Raw genomic sequence first — 15,365 nt, 5'->3', positions numbered from 1 at the left:
AAGCTAAAAATAGTCAAATACAATAAAACATATTGATAGTTAGAAGACCTAAATAATATATTTTAGTGGGTGATATTTAAATGAAACATAAACATAAACCACCAAGTCCTCCGAGTCCACCTAGCCCACATTAACAATAAATAAGCAATTTCTTGAGATGCATCTAACTCAAACAAAGGCAAAAAAATAGAGTGAAGAAACCTAGTGTTTCTCACTCTATTTTTATTTATTAATATCGTTTTCCTTTTTTATTGAATTACCTTTTATTTCATCTAATGAATTAAGATAAATCTCCATTTCACTCATTTTTAATTGTATTTCTTTTATTGAATCCTCTAATATTTTCGTTAAATCATTTTGTACTTGTTTAATAACATCATCATTTTCAAGACCACCTAATCGGACAATACGGTTTACCTTTAGCTCTTCGAGAGCCATCTTCATTTCAATTTTTGTCACGACCTCTTTTATCAAACCACTGATGTTTTTTTCAAAGTATTTTACTTTAGCTTGTCCTATTTCTGTAATAGAATTTGATTGTTTGAAATTCAATACGTACACACCTCTTCATTAAATTATCACATATCAATATATGCGAAATTTTAGAATGTGGTACTTGTTGAAATTAATTTCAATAATTACTTTAGTTAATTTATACGGAAACAATGTTATTGCTTTTTATTATGTAAAAATAAAAATAATTCTTATATTACTAAATTAATGATTTACTTTGTTTCCTATTTTAACTACTATCAAATTAGTAAATAAAAGAAAGGTAGATTTGATGATATTCCATATTGATCCATCGTTATTATTAACTTTAATTGTATTTGGATTTTTAGCTGCATTTATTGATTCTGTAGTTGGAGGCGGTGGGCTAATTACTTTGCCAGTATTATTATTTACTGGTCTATCTCCAGCTGCTGCCGTCGCAACGAACAAATTAGCTGGGTCAATTGGCTCTTTAACGAGCACAATCATGTTCTATCGTTCTGGAAAGCTTGATTTAAAATCTGTCTATAAGTTATTCCCACTCACATTTATTGGTTCCATTTTGGGAGCTTGGACAGTTCATTTAATTGACCCTACAGTCCTTAAACCGCTTATGCTCGTTATGCTTGGAGCAGTTGCAATATATACTATTTTTAAAAAAGATTGGGGAGATACGACTACTAATAAAAAGCTGTCAGTTACTCGTATTATTCTGTTTATGCTTTTAATTTTTGGTATTGGTTTCTATGATGGATTCATTGGACCTGGAACTGGTTCATTCCTAATATTTGCTTTTTTAATGATTGGGTTTGATTTCTTAAAAGCTGCGGGCAATGCAAAGTTTTTAAATTTTGGTAGTAATATAGCTGCATTATTAATGTTTATGTATTTAGGACAAATTCATTATGCCTATGGGCTAGCTATGGGAATTGCACAAATAGCAGGAGCAATTTGTGGTTCAAAATTTGCTATTAAAAAAGGAAGTGGCTACGTTCGAATCCTTTTTATTACAGTAACCTTTATCTTGTTAGCAAAAAATACTTTTGATTATCTTCATTAAGCTAATCAAAAACGTATCTAACTTATAAACTAAAATGGTAAGCAATTCTTCGTTGAATTTGCTTACCATTTTTATTTTAAACTTTATTAAACAGCTTCTACGTACTAAAAATCTCTGTTCGCTACTTAACAACAAAGTCCTGACTAATAAAGCTCTGTTCAACTTATATCCTTTTCTTCTAACCATCGTATTTACTTATCATAACTATAATAATAATTTATTTTCCTTATAGAAAAGAATTCGATACGATAAATAATATAGTACGCCCCGAGGAGATGAACACGATGGAACAAAAGGCAATAGTTAATATAAAACCAGAGCAACAAAAAAAGCCTACTAAACTGTTTAAAGTTTCAATAATCTATGGAATGGCTTTTACATTCATCATAGCTGTTTTAGGTTTTTTGATGGCAAAGTTACCATGGTTCGGTCATGTCGGACCACTTGCATGTGCCATTTTACTTGCTTTAGTGTATAGACAATTTTTGGGTTATCCCGAAAAATTCCGCGCAGGAATTCAATTTTCTTCAAAAAGACTTTTAAGGTTTGCCATCATACTGTACGGATTAAAACTAAACATTGTTGTCATTTTTAGCGATGGTTTGCCTTTATTACTGAGAGGTATGGGAACTATCATATTTTCGATAGCCGTTCTTATGGTTATTGCAAAATGGCTTAAAGCAGATCTTAATCTGTCTCTATTATTAAGTATCGGCACTGGCATTTGTGGTGCTGCTGCAATTGCAGCCATATCACCTATTATTAAAGCAAAAGATGATGACACAGCTATGGCTGTTGGGATCATCGCACTAGTTGGCACAATATTCTCCATCATTTATACTTTAATCTATCCTTTATTACCAATCAGCCCAACTGAATATGGAGCATGGGTGGGAATAAGCCTTCATGAGATTGCACATGTAGCTTTAGCAGCTGCACCTGCAGGTCAGGATGCACTTGCTCACGCATTGTTAGCCAAACTTGCCCGTGTATTTCTATTGATTCCCGTTTGTTTTATCTTTTTATTTTGGATGAAACGTAAAGGAAAATTAAACGGAGAAGCAAAACTGGAGTTCCCATGGTTCTTAATTGGCTTTGTTATTATGAGTTTTGTTGGTAGCTACATCCTTGATCAAAAAATTCCGGTATCAAATAAAACGATGTCAGACGTTTCTGTTTTTACATCATTTATTTTAACAATGTCTATGACTGGCTTAGGATTAAATATTAACTTAAAAGAATTACGTACTAAATCCATTCGTCCGCTTATTGCAATCGTCATTACATCAATACTCTTATCTTTCGTAACATTTTTTAGTCTATAACTCGAAACTTTTTAATGTGTTTGGAGTTAGGTCAATGCCAAAGAAGGTAAAGTTAAATTAATAAAAAATCAGAGAAACTTTATTTCAGTTTCTCTGATTTTTTATTTACTATATAAGGGTCTATAATATATTCGATTTTTTATGTTTTGCTTTCTTCATTGAATTTAGTAAAAATCCACCCTTAAACCTTCTCGCTTCATATGAGATAATAAAGGCACTTGGTTCATAATGCTCTATAAGATCCATAAGTTCAGGTTCTCTATTACGTTTTGTCAATATATCCAAATGATAACGCTCGCTGTCCCTTCCCTCTCCTTGGAACACTGTCACTCCGAATCCTTCCTCACGAAGTCGGTTAATTAGCAATTTATTTTTATTCGTTAAATTAACTACTAAAGTCGTATATCCGATTGCTAAGCGATTTTCTACATAACTTCCAATTAGAATGCCAATTCCAAAGCCGACTGCATAAACAATCATTGATAATGTACTTTGGTCTCCAGAAAAAACAAGCGACAATCCAAATACATAAATAATTGCTTCCAAAAATCCAAAAAGCGCAGCAGATACACTCAACCCTTTTACTAGGAAAATAGTTCTCAATGTTAAAACAGGTACATAAATCAATTGCAATAATAAAATAAGTAAAATATCTTTCAATGTAGACACCTCACGGTTTAAATTTTTGGACAGCAGATTTAGGTATTTAAATTGTTTCATCCTAAGCCTTGCTTTTAAACTTTTTTTGAGGAATCAAAGTGAAAGCCTAGTAGAAAATTATTTTTAATAATAAAGCTGAATGCATAAATAATGTGACTTTTTTTTGTATTATTTACCAGTTGTAGTACTTAATTCAACTTGTTCAGTTAAATTCCTGCTTCTCTTTGAGGACATTAAAAGATTACTGTAAAAATAAACCGAACCTACTATCTAAAATCTCAATTTTGATTATGTTTTAACGCAAAAAAGAAGATCTACTCAAAAAGTAAATCTTCTTTTATTTATTGCCCATTATTCCATTCCAAAAGAAGTCTATAATATGTTCAGCCATTTCATCTATTGTAGAGAAAATTGAATTTTGATCTGTATCCCTATAATTTCCAACCGATAAAATTGCTAAGAACAATTGGGTATAGAATTTTGGATTCCTGTTAGGTATTTCTCCATTCTCTATTGCCGTTGTCATAGCTTTTTCGATCACATTATACATCATTTCTTCTGCGCTATTCATCTGTTGTAATTGCTCATCTGATAAGGAGACTTTCGCTTCTTTCGTAAAAGCTTTTAAATCAATTTCAAAAGTTGCTCTTAAATGGACTTTAACCATAACGTTGAGATTTTCTTTTAACGATTTATCTGTAGATAAAATCTCAGCAATTCGATCACTTATTCGAAGCATCATTTGAACCATTGCATCCGTAAAGAGATCTGCTTTTGTTGGATAATAATAATAAACCGTTGCTTTGGTCACACCACACTTCTTAGCTACGTCATCCATTGAAACTAATTGATATCCGTTTTGAAGGAACAATTGGATTGCATTTTCAATGATTGTTGTTTTTGTAGGCTTTTTTTTCGAATCCTGCGGTGGTCTTCCAAGAGGCCGTTTAATTTGTTCCAATTTGCTTCTCTCCTAACCTTTTAATTACCCTTCATTATAGCATAATAAAAGTTCTTGAATAATTAACTGACTAGTATATATAATTAAGTTAATAAATTTACGTGAGGTGAATTCCATATGAAACAGCACCCCTTTCATTCTTGGGTCAACTTTGTAAGTAGTAAACGTACAAGATGGATAACATTGTTGGTGTGGGTTTTATTAACGGTTGTATTATCATTTACTTTTCCATCTGTAAACGAAGTAGAAAACAATACAGCAGATAATTTACCTAAGCAATCAATGTCACAAAAAGCAGATCAGCTAATAAAAAAAGAATTTCCAACTGATTCTGGAAATCCTTTATTAATCGTTTGGAACCGTAAAGACGGACTAAATGAGGACGATTACAAAGTTATTCAAACTGTTTATAAAGAACTTCGAAATAATCCATTAAAAAATCAATTAACATCGCCGTCATATGATTTAATGCCGATCCAGGCGATTAAACGAAGTTCTTCAGAAGATGGTTCAACAATCATTACTGCTGTTCTATTTGACAAAAAAGCAGATGATAAAGTATTACAAAAAAATATCAACTTATTAGAAAAACAAATTAAAAATAATACTGGTGATGACCCAGTCAAACGAAAATTAACAGAAACTGGTCTAAAAGTCCGTTTTTCTGGCCCAGTAGGTATACAAACAGACGCTGTCAGTTTATTTTCACAAGCCGATGTTAAACTTTTATTATCAACTGTATCACTTGTATTAGTTTTCTTAATCCTTCTATATCGTTCACCAATTATGGCAATTGTCCCGTTAATAGTCGTTGGGTTCGCATATGGAATCGTAAATCCATTATTAGGTGTTTTAGGTGATAAAGGCATTATAACGGTGGATTCTCAAGCCGTTTCAATTATGACAGTTTTATTATTTGGTGCAGGTACTGATTATTGTTTATTTTTAATCTCTAGATATCGTGAATATTTACTTTTGGAAGAAAACAAATATAAAGCACTTCTGCTCGCAATCAGAGAATCTAGTGGAGCCATCTCGATGAGTGCTTTAACGGTCGTTATTGGATTAGGTACACTCTTATTAGCTCAATATGGTGCTTTCCATCGATTTGCGGTGCCATTTAGTTTGGCAGTCCTAATAATGGGTATTGCTGCAATTACAATCCTACCTGCCCTACTTTCTATTTTTGGTAGAGTTTCATTTTTTCCTTTCATCCCAAGAACAGAGGAAATGGAAGCATTAAGAGCTGAGAAAAAAGGAAAATCAATTAAAAAATCAAAAATCAAAGTAACATTTAATCAAAAAATAGGAAAATTAGTTACTCATAAACCTTGGACAATTATTCTAGTCTCTACCATTCTTTTAGGAGGGCTAGCTCTATTTGTACCCAGAGTACAATACACTTACGATTTACTTCAATCATTTCCTAAAGATATGCCTTCAAGAGAAGGGTTTAATTTAATATCTGACCATTATTCATCAGGTTTATTAGCACCCGTCAAAGTGATCATCGATACAGAAAATAAAAATCTCCCTGTGAAAAAAGAATTAGAATCACTTTCATTCGTAAAAGATGTGTCTGATCCTATTACAGGTAAAGATAATAAAAAACTACAATTATATGAAATTTCTTTAGTCGATAATCCATATTCTATTAAAGGATTAGAGCGAATACCTCAACTAGAAAAGAAAATTAAGAAACTATTGAACGAATATGATATACAAAAAGTAGATCAGCATTACTGGATCGGTGGAGAAACAGTAACAAATTTAGATACAAAAAATATAACTGAGCGTGATGAATCCGTGATTATTCCGGTAATGATTGGATTAATTGCACTATTACTGTTAGCATACTTACGTTCTTTTACAGCGATGATTTACTTAATTCTAACCGTTATATTATCTTATCTTTCAGCATTAGGTGCTGGTTGGCTTATTCTTCACTACGGATTTGGGGCTAGCGCGATACAAGGTTCGATTCCTTTATATTCCTTTGTATTTTTAGTAGCATTAGGTGAAGATTACAATATATTCATGGTTTCCGAAATTTGGAAAAATAAAAAGAAACAAACTCATCGAGAAGCAGTTTCAAATGGAGTCGCAAAAACCGGGGCTGTTATTTCATCTGCTGGATTAATCTTGGCAGGTACATTCCTAGTGTTAGCGACACTACCTATTCAAGTATTAGTTCAATTTGGTATTGTTACTTGTGTTGGAGTATTAATTGATACATTCATCGTTCGACCACTTTTAGTTCCAGCAATAACTACGGTATTAGGTAGATTTGCATATTGGCCAGGTGAACTTTCGAAAAAAGATTATGATTCAAAACTAGAAATGCAAATAGAAAAATAACGATAAAAAACATCACAATGCATGAAATGATGCGTTGTGATGTTTTTTATTAGAACAATCTTTGTACATTACTTAGTAGCTTGATTAAGCTGTTTCATCATCAGATTAATCAATTGATATAGGCCGTATATTCCTAAGTAAGCGCCAGAAATTAAAAAATAAATATTAAGAAATACAGCATGAATATTGGTCATAAAAACAACATCATGTTTTATAATCTCATAAATTGCTATTGCTGATATTCCTCCAAAAACTACATAAGAAATGATTGCGATCAAATTAAAAATAGTCCTAAATATTCGATTAAATCTAGCCAATCCATTCATAATAATAGGAAAAAAAATAATTGAACAAAATATTAAAGTTTTCAAGTGGTTTACTTACTCCATTTTATTATTGAATTATGATAATTTTATTCTTTACAAATTTATATTAACTATCCAAATTGACCGTTCTTTTCATTCTCCCTATAAAACACACCAAATAAATACCAAAAAAGCTTGGTGACTAATCAAGCTTTTTTGGATAACCGTATCTCCTTCTTGTCTTTACCATTAATCTAGTTGAGAGATTATTTTAATGTGGACAATATCAAATAAACATATTACCCAAGTGCTTTAGTCATGATAAAGTCTATTTGTTCTTCGTCACCCATATAAAATGAGTGTGCCCCATTGTGAACAAATCCCATTTTTTTATAAAATGCGATCGCATTTTCGTTTCTTTCCCATACGCCTAGCCAGATTTTCTTTTTATTAAGTTCCCCCGCAATTTCTATGGCTTTCTTAAACAGAATTTTACCAAGTCCGTGTTTTTGAAATTCCTTCTTAATATAAATCCTCTCGATTTCAAGTGATTCATCACCCATTTCTTCTGATTGGGCATCTTCTATATTGACCTTTAAATAGCCAGCGACGGTTTGATTAAAATGAATGAAAAAAAATTGCGAAGACTGATTTAACAATTCTTCTTCTATTTGATTTAAATTAAACGCTCTTTCTAAATAAGCATTCATATTTTCTAGTGTATTTTGATGCTTAAATGTCTCATTAAACGTTTCATAACCGATTTGTTGAAGAATATGTGAATCCTTTAAACTACACCTTGTTATATTGATCGTCATATTAATACGCCTCTCCTCTTATCTAATCAATAATTTCTCTTGTTTCCTTTTTTTACAAATTCCCAGTCTTTTTCTACATTTTTTCTTACCTTTTGAAGAAGATTAAAAATGGTTTCAACTTCTATTTCAGACAATCCTTCTAGTGCAACGATATTAGAATAATCGTTTTCTCGTTTTATAAATGGATAAACACTTTCCCCTTTTTTTGTTGCAAAAAGTTTTTTTATTTTTTTGTTCTCTTTATCCTCTTTCTTTTCAATAAATCCATTCATTTCAAGTTTTTTTATAGCACGCGCTGCTGTAGTTCGATCTACTTTTATCATCTCTGCCAATTTTTCTTGTATGATTCCTGGATTTTCAGCTATTCGTACTAGATATAAATACTGCCCTTTTGTAAGATCATGCTCTTTAAATTCAATATTACTAATCGAATCTAGAGCCCTTGCGATCATTCCAATTTCACGAAGAATTTCCTTCATAATTAACTCCTTAGTATTAATTTTGTTGTAAATGCAATAAAAATGATATATATTGAATTTAACTTATTTTTGTTGCATTTGCAATAAAACAAAAAATTAAATAAAGGGGACTGATAAACAGGATGAATACAAAAAAAATAAAGAATGAAGAAGAGCTAAAAGTAGCATTTGCAATTAGGAAAGATATATTTGTGAAGGAACAAGGTGTACCTCTAGAAGATGAATTTGACCAATACGACAAAATAAATGGAGATTGCCAACACATATTAGTTCATTACAACGAACAACCAGTCGGGACAGGAAGAATTAGGTTTGTTGATGGAGTAGGGAAATTAGAAAGAATCTGTATCCTGGAGTCTTTCCGAAAATATGGACTTGGCAAAAACATAATTAAAGCTTTAGAAGAAATTGCGGAAGAACAAGGGGCTTCGCAAGTAAAATTACATGGCCAAACACATGCAGAAGGTTTTTACAAAAAACTTGGTTATCGAACTTCCTCTGAAGTCTTTATAGAAGACGGTATCCCTCATATACTAATGCTAAAAGAAATAACTAAATGATAAAGCGATTAATTAAAGGGAAATATGTCTTTTACGTATTAGGAATTTTAATATTAACCTTGGGAATATCAATCAATATACAATCTAACCTTGGAACTTCACCTTTTGATGCGCTTCTAGTGGGGTTATCCCAAAATATGGGACTAACTGTCGGAAGTTGGGAAATAATCATTGCTTTATTATTACTATGTTTAAATTCTTTATTAAAAAGACAAAGACCAGAATTTTTAGGATTAGTAACTGCCTTTATAACTGGTATTGGTATTGATCTGTGGCTTTTTTTATTACACAATTTCATAACACCTGAATTTTGGTACAGTAAAATAGCTTGTTATAGTCTCGGATTAGTTATTTCAGGACTCGGAACAGCAACCTATTTACACACAAACTTTGCACCAATTCCAGTGGATCGATTAACATTAATCCTACAGGAATTAACTAGAACAAATATCTTTTTTTCGAAAACAGTCATTTATCTTATTTTCTTAATAGCAGCATTAATTTCAAATGGACCAATCGGCATTGGAACAATACTAACTGTTTGTTTTGGTGGGTTAATACTTAATTATTTTATGCCAATTACAGAAAAATTTTTAAACCACGTCTTATCTGACTCTAGTACATCTTCCAGCTTTGAAAAAGAGAAAAATCTTTCTATATAAAATGTACTGATTACTTTTACTCATAAATCTACTTTCTTCGGATACACTATCCTTGGAGGTGAAGCACATGAGTAAAAAATCATCTGGAAGAGGACAAAAAGCTCCAAGTGTTAATCCACAAGGATACGGAAAAGACGTTGAATTTTCAACTGAGCCTCAAAGTGAACTACAGAATTTAGCAAAAAAGTCTAATAAAAAATAAGTTTTGCTACTAAAAACAACCAGAGTAACCCATAAAGGACTACACTGGTTGTTTTTTTATTAATTCTATCATAGCGGTTTTGTACCAATTACGACTGTGGCGTCCAATTCATTATTGTAGATTAACCTGGCTATTAATCCATATTGATTAAAAATTTCAACTGTTTTAGGAGCCTGAATTTTACTCGTCTCTATTAATAAATGCCCGCCTGAAGCTAACCAGAAAGACGCATTTTCTGCCACTTTTCGATGAATATCATTTCCATCCTTACCACCATCAAGTGCCACTTTTGGCTCATAAAGCCGTGCCTCCTGAGGGAGAGACTTTATTGCCTCAGTTGGAACATATGGTGCATTCGCCACAATAATATCAACATTGCCGATTAATTGAGGTGGCAATGGATTATAAAGATCGCCTTCATATACAAGACCACCAAGTTTAGAAACATTGCATTTGGCACACTGGACTGCAATAGGATCAATATCGACCGCATATAACGAAATCAAATCCACTGCCTTGGAAATCGCTACACTTACTGCACCAGAACCACAACAAAGATCAACCACTTTGATACCGGGCACAGATAAGTCAATCGCCTTTTGAGCAAGAAATTCTGTCCGACGGCGAGGAACGAACACACCTGGGACTACTGCAATCCTATTGCCATAAAACTCCGCCCATCCAAGGATGTATTCTAACGGTGAGCCAGTTACTCGATGATTTACCATTGTTAAAAGCTCTTCCAAAGTACCAGCTCCAGAAATGAGAAGCTGAGCCTCTTCTTCAGCAAAAACGCAACCAGCTTTCCGGAGTTGCTTGATTATACTATTCTTAATTTGATCACTACAATAAGTATCATTTTGCTTTAATATATATATCACCCAATCTTTATACTGTTTATAATTGGGAGTTCGTTAAAAGTAAAAAAATACCTTCTTCAATTTAACTGCTAATACGGAGAACTAAACAAAAATCAGACTAACTAGACTGCACCCCTTAAAGGAGATGTTGAAAAACCCCCAGTTGGGCATTATATAGATTATGTTGATTATGTTGAAGAAATAGAATATCTATTTAATTAAAAAGCTCAAAATCTCATGAATTCAGGACCTACAAAATCATTAATAAAACTTGTTTAATATTTTATTGAAAAATCTTTTACGTATTATCTATAGCTTTTATGTAAAAATATAGTTAAAAACTTAAAGGTGAAAGTAATGATTGGAACCGTTGAAGTCATAATTCGAACTCTTACAGCATTTGTTTTACTTATTTGTATTACCCATTTACTTGGAAAACAAACTATATCAAAAATGACATATCATGATTATATTACTTCAATTACATTAGGTTCTATTGCAGGCAACTTGACGTTTAATACTGCTATAAACTTCAGAAACTATATTACTGCCCTGATAATCTTCAGTACATTTTTATTCCTTGCTACTTTAGTTTCATTAAAAAATAAAAAAGCTAGAGCAATATTTAACGGAGAACCTACTGTTGTCATACAAGATGGAAAAATACTGGAAAAAAACATCGAAAAATTAAAAGTTACAATGGATTCATTCAATCAAGCACTAAGAAGGAGAGATATATTTGATATAGATGAGGTGGAATTCGCTGTTTTTGAACCTGACGGGCATTTATCTATATTAAAGAAGCCCATACATCGTTTTGTAACTAGAAAAGATATGGGAATTTCTAATCCGTCCCAATCAGACTTCCCTATTGAAATCATTATGGATGGTCAATTTATTAATAAAAACATCACTCAAAATCACCTAACAAAAGAATGGATCATTACTGAAATTGATCAGCGAGGTTTGAATTTATCTGATGTTTCATATTGTGTTCGTGGAACAAATGGTCAACTGTATTTTGATTTGTATAAGGATCAGATTAATTCCCCTGTTGATATTGAGTCATAAATATCATTTTATCAATCTGGAAAATTTTAATCATTGATTAACAAAAAGCATAAACCCGTAATTTTACGAAATTTATGCTATTCCTTATTTATGACATATTAATCAATATTACTCAGTATTTAAATTAACTACAACGATCTATCTAATTAACTTCTACTAAAATATTTGACATTTTAGCCACTTTCTCATATTGTTCAGTATCTATGTAATGACTATATAATTCTTTAGCATACTTGTTAATCCACATTGAATACTTCATCGACTGAAAGTATGGTAGAGCATCCAGTTCTATGTATTTGTAGTATTGTTCAATATTTTCTTCAATTCGATAGATAAGCATTTTAAATGCTTTTTGAAGTAGAAGATTGTCCAACTTTTTTGCTGTTAATAACCCATGTTGGGCTATTTTTAACATTTCTGTTTTCTTCATTAGATTACCTTCCAAACAGATTACTAAATAATTACGAAGTTGCCTAACGTATCGTATAGACTTCTTATCAACGATTTCCAATGCATCTTGTACTATTTCCTGAGCGCGAATATAATCTTTTCTACTATAGAACAAATTTGATAAGTTGCCTAGAAGACTAACCTTTTTATCAGGTTCATGTAGTAAATCGCATAAGTGAATCAGACTTTTATAAGATTCTACAATCTTTTCAAAATCGGCATGTTGATCATTCTGAATTTGTGCAAGCATTAGAGCCTCTGCTTCAAGCATCATGACAAGATTATTCATTTCTTTGAAATGTACTAAAGCTTTTTCAGCATATACATATGCCATCATTTTATTTTGAACTAAATGATATGCTTCAGCCAAATTATAATAATATTCTGGAGTTTTATACTCATCCATATTAATTTTCTTCAAAATATTTAAAGCTAAATTTTTATTATTTGAATTTGACGTATCATAAATCGAGGTATAGTATATCCCCCATACGTGCAATTGTAAATTCTTTTCATATTGAGGAAGAACTGGAAATTCCTTTTCAACACTTCTCAAAATTGTATAAGACTTTTCATATTCTTTCTTTAAAATGTAATACTTTGCCCTTAATAACTGATAAAATGGTGCAAACTCAGTGGAGTGTAAATACGGTTTTTTTTCCAATTCCTCTTTTAACTCTTCAACCTCTTTCATATTTTGCATAAAAATGGCCTTTTGCCATCGATTTAGTGAATCTTTTGTATTCTTAAAGAGATTCACTTCATTATTAATATCAATATTTAAACGATTTGACAGTAATTCAACGATTTCCGAGGAATAGATTGTTTGACCGAGTTCAATTTTACTGAGATATGCGAGAGTACATATTCCCTTGCCTAGTTGTTCAAGTGTTAACCCAAGTTTTTGTCGATAATATCTTATGATTTGACCCTCTATCATTTTATTTCTCCCTTTAATTTTCCTATTCATTTTTTAATTTAATTGAATTTTCAATAATTAATAACAATTATTTTAAATTAACTTTTTTAATTTGCAAATAGAAAAATTGGATATCAAAAGAAAATATTTAACTAATCTATTAGGCTTTTTCAGATAAAATAAAAAAACACATCTAATAATTCACTACACTTTTTCAGCAATTATTTAGAGGTGTTTTAATATCTATTTAATTGTCACTTATAATCAGATATAGATTAATTATTATTTTCATCTGTATCATCATAATACGTTGAATTACCTTGTTGTGCATTAAAAGTCCAATTTACTTTTAGGCTATCCCCTTGAAAATGATTTTGGTCTTGTCCATTATCTACAAATTCAAATAATACAAAGATTTTTTCTTTGTCCCCCGCAATAATACCATCTGGTTTAGGACCTGATAGTGTATCAATTTGAGTAACATCGGGTTGTTGAGTTTGTAAATCATATAAGGTTGTTTCAACAATTGGATTAGTTGCACTACTTGTATTGTACATTATTGTGACTTTAATGTGTTTTGCTAGATCATCACCATGATTATTTGAATTAACATCTTCCACTGTATATTTTGTTTCTAGTAGTACCTTACTAATGTCTAATGTACCATTGTTCTCGAGTGTAAATTCGCGATAAACCTCATCACCTGGTTTAATGTTACTAATATTAACAACCGTACTAGGATTCATCCCTAAATCTAATGTACCTGCAGCAAATGTATTCTGTGTTTCTACCGAATCACTAAAATAAGCAAATGTTCCTCCTCCAACTAATGATAAACCTAACGCAGCACTCATTACTCCTTGACTTACCTTCTTCGTAAAACTCATTCTTAATTCCCCCTTGGATAAAAATAAAATATATTAAACTCCTATGTATGTCCTATTTAATACATAGGAGATCTAACCAATACGATTAACCTTGTAAAATTTCTAACTCTTTTTTTGCACCAATAATGGAGTATAAAGCTGAAATAATAAGTAATATACCTGGAATTATTAATAACAGCGCTGATCCGATTTTTGAATTGGCATAGTTCATAACATAGCCTAAGTATGGAATCGTAATACCAGTGTATTTTCCAATGACATCTCGTTGTGAAATTATCCATAAATCCGGGCCGTTATTATTATCACCCTTCGTTTTATATGTAATTTCCCCATTCTTGTTTTTAACTTCAAGAATTCTATGGGTTACTAATCTATCTTTTGTATGAAACGTAATAATATCACCCTTTTGATAGGCATAATTGTTAGGCTCTAGTTTTATTTGTATGATCGAACCTGTTTGAAAAATAGGTTCCATTGAACCCGATAATACTGTTTTTAATTGATATCCCTTAATTGTAGGCTCTTGTCCGGTTATTTTAGATGAAAGAACGATAAACGCCATAATACATAAAATAACTAAACCAATTAGTTTAATTAAATTAATCGAAATAATTACTAATTTTTTCATATTTTTTTCCCCTTCACTAAAATTTCATTATTCATAGATGCTAAATATCTAGTCATTATTATCATCAGAGTTTGTCTTAGAATGATTTTCTACATAATTTAGCTTAGCTTTTTCTTCTATGTTGTTTATCTGATTAGAAATTGAAGATCGAACAGCTTCAATTTGTTGAAAATCAATCATAGAATGCACTTCTTTCAGAATACTAGATACCTTTTGATCCCCTTCCCCCACAAAAGCAAAAGTCTGTTTGTCTACTCCTTTTTGATTTTTTATTTTTAATTTAGTAGTAGATAGTTCCTTTTTTATACTTTCTAAATCACCTAATTGAACATTTATCTCCCGTTCAATTTCATTAATTTTGCCAAGTCTTTCACGTAACTCCAGTAATGTAACATTTGAAGGCGAAAGGAAAATTGTTTTATATTCTTTATTTATCGTATCTGCAATATTCTGTGCCTCATCTTCTAATTTCTTTACATTTGAGGGAAAAACAATTGCTGTTGATAGATTGACTGGAGCTGATGAAGCTTGGCTAGAAAATGATGCATCAGTTTCACCTACAAATTGAATTCCCGTATAAAAAGAAATACAAATTAGACTCGAAAATAAAATGCTTTTTTGACTTGTACTCCTCATGCACTTTCCCCTTTGTTAATTTCAGTAATTGA

General features: G+C 31.3%; 18 protein-coding genes. 7 read left to right on the top strand and 11 right to left on the bottom strand.

The annotated features are described in order from the left end of the window. Positions 1–222: 222 nt before the first annotated feature. Complete coding sequence (locus tag COE53_RS07910) at positions 223–552, bottom strand: hypothetical protein (RefSeq protein ID WP_098947688.1); 330 nt, start codon at positions 550–552, stop codon at positions 223–225. Between the two features lie 232 nt (positions 553–784). Here COE53_RS07910 and COE53_RS07905 point away from each other — a divergent pair, with 232 nt between their 5' ends. Beyond that, on the top strand, positions 785–1,552 hold the full coding sequence (locus tag COE53_RS07905) for a TSUP family transporter (RefSeq protein ID WP_098947687.1): 768 nt from the start codon (positions 785–787) through the stop codon (positions 1,550–1,552). Between the two features lie 284 nt (positions 1,553–1,836). Beyond that, complete coding sequence (locus COE53_RS07900) at positions 1,837–2,877, top strand: YeiH family protein (protein WP_098947686.1); 1,041 nt, start codon at positions 1,837–1,839, stop codon at positions 2,875–2,877. Positions 2,878–2,997: 120 nt separating this feature from the next. Here the strand turns inward: COE53_RS07900 and COE53_RS07895 are convergent, their stop codons facing one another. Together COE53_RS07895 and COE53_RS07890 are read right to left on the bottom strand one after the other, a co-directional pair. Further along, the gene (locus tag COE53_RS07895) at positions 2,998–3,537 is read right to left on the bottom strand and encodes a DUF2179 domain-containing protein (RefSeq protein ID WP_069033167.1); all 540 of its coding nucleotides are present in this window, start codon (positions 3,535–3,537) and stop codon (positions 2,998–3,000) included. Between the two features lie 337 nt (positions 3,538–3,874). Continuing rightward, positions 3,875–4,498 (bottom strand): TetR/AcrR family transcriptional regulator, encoded by a 624-nt coding sequence (locus COE53_RS07890; protein ID WP_098947685.1) that lies wholly within the window; start codon positions 4,496–4,498, stop codon positions 3,875–3,877. Positions 4,499–4,615: 117 nt separating this feature from the next. On the opposite strand from COE53_RS07890, the gene COE53_RS07885 reads away from it, so the two are divergent. Then, on the top strand, positions 4,616–6,856 hold the full coding sequence (locus tag COE53_RS07885; protein WP_098947683.1) for an MMPL family transporter: 2,241 nt from the start codon (positions 4,616–4,618) through the stop codon (positions 6,854–6,856). A 68-nt stretch (positions 6,857–6,924) separates the two neighbouring features. Here the strand turns inward: COE53_RS07885 and COE53_RS23900 are convergent, their stop codons facing one another. The 3 genes from COE53_RS23900 to COE53_RS07870 all read right to left on the bottom strand — a co-directional run bounded on the left by COE53_RS23900 (position 6,925) and on the right by COE53_RS07870 (position 8,458). Further along, entirely contained in the window at positions 6,925–7,227 is a 303-nt protein-coding gene (locus COE53_RS23900; RefSeq protein WP_098947681.1) for a transposase, read from the bottom strand. Positions 7,228–7,460: 233 nt separating this feature from the next. Continuing rightward, positions 7,461–7,979, bottom strand: coding sequence for a spermidine/spermine N(1)-acetyltransferase (gene paiA / locus COE53_RS07875; protein ID WP_098947679.1), 519 nt, complete (start codon positions 7,977–7,979; stop codon positions 7,461–7,463). A 26-nt stretch (positions 7,980–8,005) separates the two neighbouring features. Further along, the gene (locus tag COE53_RS07870) at positions 8,006–8,458 is read right to left on the bottom strand and encodes a MarR family winged helix-turn-helix transcriptional regulator (protein ID WP_091023959.1); all 453 of its coding nucleotides are present in this window, start codon (positions 8,456–8,458) and stop codon (positions 8,006–8,008) included. 122 nt (positions 8,459–8,580) lie between these two features. On the opposite strand from COE53_RS07870, the gene COE53_RS07865 reads away from it, so the two are divergent. From COE53_RS07865 to COE53_RS07855, 3 genes are all read left to right on the top strand, one after another. Continuing rightward, complete coding sequence (locus COE53_RS07865) at positions 8,581–9,018, top strand: GNAT family N-acetyltransferase (RefSeq protein ID WP_091023961.1); 438 nt, start codon at positions 8,581–8,583, stop codon at positions 9,016–9,018. After that, on the top strand, positions 9,015–9,680 hold the full coding sequence (locus COE53_RS07860; protein WP_091023962.1) for a YczE/YyaS/YitT family protein: 666 nt from the start codon (positions 9,015–9,017) through the stop codon (positions 9,678–9,680). Before COE53_RS07865 ends, COE53_RS07860 begins: the two co-directional genes overlap by 4 nt. A 67-nt stretch (positions 9,681–9,747) precedes the next feature. Beyond that, complete coding sequence (locus COE53_RS07855) at positions 9,748–9,882, top strand: hypothetical protein (RefSeq protein ID WP_056467807.1); 135 nt, start codon at positions 9,748–9,750, stop codon at positions 9,880–9,882. Positions 9,883–9,950: 68 nt separating this feature from the next. Here the strand turns inward: COE53_RS07855 and COE53_RS07850 are convergent, their stop codons facing one another. Next, positions 9,951–10,754, bottom strand: a complete 804-nt coding sequence (locus tag COE53_RS07850) for a putative protein N(5)-glutamine methyltransferase (protein WP_217648353.1) — start codon at positions 10,752–10,754, stop codon at positions 9,951–9,953. A 345-nt stretch (positions 10,755–11,099) separates the two neighbouring features. Here COE53_RS07850 and COE53_RS07845 point away from each other — a divergent pair, with 345 nt between their 5' ends. Then, the gene (locus tag COE53_RS07845) at positions 11,100–11,813 is read left to right on the top strand and encodes a DUF421 domain-containing protein (RefSeq protein WP_091023964.1); all 714 of its coding nucleotides are present in this window, start codon (positions 11,100–11,102) and stop codon (positions 11,811–11,813) included. A gap of 142 nt (positions 11,814–11,955) precedes the next feature. Here the strand turns inward: COE53_RS07845 and COE53_RS07840 are convergent, their stop codons facing one another. The 4 genes from COE53_RS07840 to COE53_RS07825 all read right to left on the bottom strand — a co-directional run bounded on the left by COE53_RS07840 (position 11,956) and on the right by COE53_RS07825 (position 15,333). After that, positions 11,956–13,203 carry a helix-turn-helix domain-containing protein gene (locus COE53_RS07840; protein ID WP_091023966.1) on the bottom strand — a complete coding sequence of 416 codons (1,248 nt, stop codon included), beginning with the start codon at positions 13,201–13,203 and terminating at the stop codon, positions 11,956–11,958. Positions 13,204–13,457: 254 nt separating this feature from the next. Beyond that, a complete protein-coding gene (locus COE53_RS07835; RefSeq protein ID WP_091023968.1) occupies positions 13,458–14,069 on the bottom strand; it encodes a TasA family protein in 612 nt (203 codons plus the stop codon). A gap of 85 nt (positions 14,070–14,154) precedes the next feature. Beyond that, positions 14,155–14,697 (bottom strand): signal peptidase I SipW, encoded by a 543-nt coding sequence (sipW, locus tag COE53_RS07830; protein WP_069033156.1) that lies wholly within the window; start codon positions 14,695–14,697, stop codon positions 14,155–14,157. A 48-nt stretch (positions 14,698–14,745) separates the two neighbouring features. Further along, a complete protein-coding gene (locus COE53_RS07825) occupies positions 14,746–15,333 on the bottom strand; it encodes a DUF4047 domain-containing protein (RefSeq protein WP_098947677.1) in 588 nt (195 codons plus the stop codon). Positions 15,334–15,365: the final 32 nt, after the last annotated feature.

The sequence above is a fragment of the Bacillus sp. AFS029533 genome (assembly GCF_002585125.1).
Classification (GTDB): Bacteria; Bacillota; Bacilli; order Bacillales; family Bacillaceae_G; genus Gottfriedia; species Gottfriedia luciferensis_B.
The sequence above is the reverse complement of the archived record's forward strand: the minus strand, read 5'-3'. Positions and strand labels throughout refer to the sequence as shown.

Coding starts and splice junctions, on each gene's coding strand:
- COE53_RS07835 (WP_091023968.1), bottom strand. CDS start 14,069: ATGAGTTTTACGAAGAAGGTAAGTCAAGGAGTAATGAGTGCTGCGTTA.
- COE53_RS07855 (WP_056467807.1), top strand. CDS start 9,748: ATGAGTAAAAAATCATCTGGAAGAGGACAAAAAGCTCCAAGTGTTAAT.
- COE53_RS07845 (WP_091023964.1), top strand. CDS start 11,100: ATGATTGGAACCGTTGAAGTCATAATTCGAACTCTTACAGCATTTGTT.
- sipW (WP_069033156.1), bottom strand. CDS start 14,697: ATGAAAAAATTAGTAATTATTTCGATTAATTTAATTAAACTAATTGGT.
- COE53_RS07900 (WP_098947686.1), top strand. CDS start 1,837: ATGGAACAAAAGGCAATAGTTAATATAAAACCAGAGCAACAAAAAAAG.
- COE53_RS07825 (WP_098947677.1), bottom strand. CDS start 15,333: ATGAGGAGTACAAGTCAAAAAAGCATTTTATTTTCGAGTCTAATTTGT.
- COE53_RS07885 (WP_098947683.1), top strand. CDS start 4,616: ATGAAACAGCACCCCTTTCATTCTTGGGTCAACTTTGTAAGTAGTAAA.
- COE53_RS07865 (WP_091023961.1), top strand. CDS start 8,581: ATGAATACAAAAAAAATAAAGAATGAAGAAGAGCTAAAAGTAGCATTT.
- COE53_RS07905 (WP_098947687.1), top strand. CDS start 785: ATGATATTCCATATTGATCCATCGTTATTATTAACTTTAATTGTATTT.
- COE53_RS07840 (WP_091023966.1), bottom strand. CDS start 13,203: ATGATAGAGGGTCAAATCATAAGATATTATCGACAAAAACTTGGGTTA.
- COE53_RS07870 (WP_091023959.1), bottom strand. CDS start 8,458: ATGAAGGAAATTCTTCGTGAAATTGGAATGATCGCAAGGGCTCTAGAT.
- paiA (WP_098947679.1), bottom strand. CDS start 7,979: ATGACGATCAATATAACAAGGTGTAGTTTAAAGGATTCACATATTCTT.
- COE53_RS07860 (WP_091023962.1), top strand. CDS start 9,015: ATGATAAAGCGATTAATTAAAGGGAAATATGTCTTTTACGTATTAGGA.